At 73.2% G+C, this 1,472-nt stretch carries 5 protein-coding genes; 1 reads left to right on the top strand and 4 read right to left on the bottom strand.

From position 1 onward, the window contains the following. Window positions 1–151 (top strand): magnesium chelatase subunit ChlI family protein (locus DEIPI_RS36585; protein WP_483782848.1); only part of this gene is annotated, 151 nt, incomplete at its 5' end. Here DEIPI_RS36585 and DEIPI_RS30050 read toward each other — a convergent pair. From DEIPI_RS30050 to DEIPI_RS30045, 4 genes are read right to left on the bottom strand one after another with little or no spacing between them, the layout of a single operon-like run. Further along, window positions 148–405 (bottom strand): hypothetical protein, encoded by a 258-nt coding sequence (locus tag DEIPI_RS30050; protein WP_045234056.1) that lies wholly within the window; start codon window positions 403–405, stop codon window positions 148–150. The two genes, DEIPI_RS36585 and DEIPI_RS30050, sit on opposite strands and share 4 nt — an antisense overlap. After that, a complete protein-coding gene (locus DEIPI_RS0110160) occupies window positions 402–674 on the bottom strand; it encodes a hypothetical protein (RefSeq protein WP_027481713.1) in 273 nt (90 codons plus the stop codon). Before DEIPI_RS0110160 ends, DEIPI_RS30050 begins: the two co-directional genes overlap by 4 nt. 1 nt (window position 675) lies before the next feature. Next, the gene (locus DEIPI_RS0110155) at window positions 676–969 is read right to left on the bottom strand and encodes a hypothetical protein (protein WP_027481712.1); all 294 of its coding nucleotides are present in this window, start codon (window positions 967–969) and stop codon (window positions 676–678) included. A gap of 1 nt (window position 970) precedes the next feature. Further along, on the bottom strand, window positions 971–1,243 hold the full coding sequence (locus DEIPI_RS30045) for a hypothetical protein (RefSeq protein WP_045234055.1): 273 nt from the start codon (window positions 1,241–1,243) through the stop codon (window positions 971–973). Window positions 1,244–1,472 lie beyond the last annotated feature (229 nt).

Below are 1,472 nucleotides of genomic sequence, written 5' to 3'. Positions count from 1 at the left end.
GGCGGCGCGCTCGCTGGGCCTCACGGGGCGCGGCTACGACCGTCTGCTGCGCGTGGCGCGCACCGTCGCGGATCTCGCGGGCGACGCGGACGTGGAGGAGGCGCACCTCGCGGAGGCCGCCTCGTACCGCCCGCGCGACCTGACGTCCTAATCTCTCTCGTCGGGCAGGTCGTTGTCGCGATTCTCGGGCCCGGCGCCCTCGCGTTCGCGCAGGGCGGGCCCGACCGCCCCGGCGGCGGGGATGGTGGAGAGGTTCGTCTGGTTCGTCGGGAAGGCCTCGTCCACGACGGTGCGGCGCGCCTCGCCGGGCGCGTCGGGGTTGACGCGGTTCGAGGATTCCGATTCGACCTCCTCGACGCTGCGTCCGAGCGGCGGGATGTCCGAGAGTCGGCTGTCGTCCGTCATGGGTTCTCCTGGGTGTCGTCCTCGCCCGCGCGGCGGTTCCACGCCTCGGTGGCGAGCGTGGCGGGCGCCTCCGTCTCGGCGCGCGTGGAGCCCAGCGTGTCCACGTTGCCGGTGACGGTCACGCCGGTGTTCGCGACGGGCACGTGCGGCACGAGGCTCGGGCCGTCGTCGTGAGTGCGCGTCGCGGGCGGGTTGACGCGGTTGGCGTCCTCGGCCTCGATCTCCTCGGCGCTTCTGCCGAGGGGCGGGATGCGCGAGAGGTCCGTCACGTCAGGCCTCCCCGTTGTCGGTGGCGTCCTCGTCGGTGCGGTCCCTGTGGTCGTTCACGTCGTCGTGGAGCCTGCCGCCCACGCCGAGCACGCCGATGATGGGCGCGCTGCCGGACGTGAAGTTGCCCGGCACGCCCTGCGAGCCGGGGTTCGCGATGGGCAGGGGCGCGATCGTCTGATCCCCGGCGTGGTCCTCGCGGGTGGAGGGCGGGTTGACGCGGTTGCCCGCGTCCGCCTCGACCTCCTCCGCGCTGCGGCCCAGCGGGGGAATGTCGGAGAGCTTGTCGTCGGTCATGTCAGGCGCCCTCGTTGTCGGTGGGATCGTCGCCCTCGCCCCTGCCGGCGCGGGAGGTGTCGCCGCCGACCTCCGCGTCGAGCAGGCTGCTGCGGGTGCCGCGCGCGGGCAGCGCGGTGCCGCTGGGGCCGCCGAGGACGGGGATGGGCGGGATGTCGCCGCCGTGCTCCTCGCGGGGGGTGTCGGGGTTGACGCGGTTGCCGTCCTCGGCCTCGATCTCCTCGACGCTGCGGCCGAGGGGCGGGATGCCGCTGAGCTTGCTGTCGTCCGTCATGCTCCAGTCTGTGCGGGCGCGCGTGGGGTGCGGGTGCGTGGGAGGTCAACGGCCCTTGGGCCTCACTTGAGCGCCTTCGTATCAGATTGCCTGCCTGCTTCACGCGCAGGAATGGCAATTTTCTCCTATTGTCCGCGCCCGGCGTTCCCTACACTGGTCGGGTGACGAAGGCTTCCTACATGCTGCGCGGCACCGCCGCCGCCGACACCCTGCGCGTCCTCGCCGTGGA

Source organism: Deinococcus pimensis DSM 21231, from assembly GCF_000519345.1.
Lineage (GTDB): Bacteria > Deinococcota > Deinococci > Deinococcales > Deinococcaceae > Deinococcus_A > Deinococcus_A pimensis.
Note: the sequence above shows the minus strand (reverse complement) of the source record. Positions and strands in the feature narration are given on the sequence as shown.

Coding starts and splice junctions, on each gene's coding strand:
- DEIPI_RS30045 (WP_045234055.1), bottom strand. CDS start 1,243: ATGACGGACGACAGCAAGCTCAGCGGCATCCCGCCCCTCGGCCGCAGC.
- DEIPI_RS0110155 (WP_027481712.1), bottom strand. CDS start 969: ATGACCGACGACAAGCTCTCCGACATTCCCCCGCTGGGCCGCAGCGCG.
- DEIPI_RS30050 (WP_045234056.1), bottom strand. CDS start 405: ATGACGGACGACAGCCGACTCTCGGACATCCCGCCGCTCGGACGCAGC.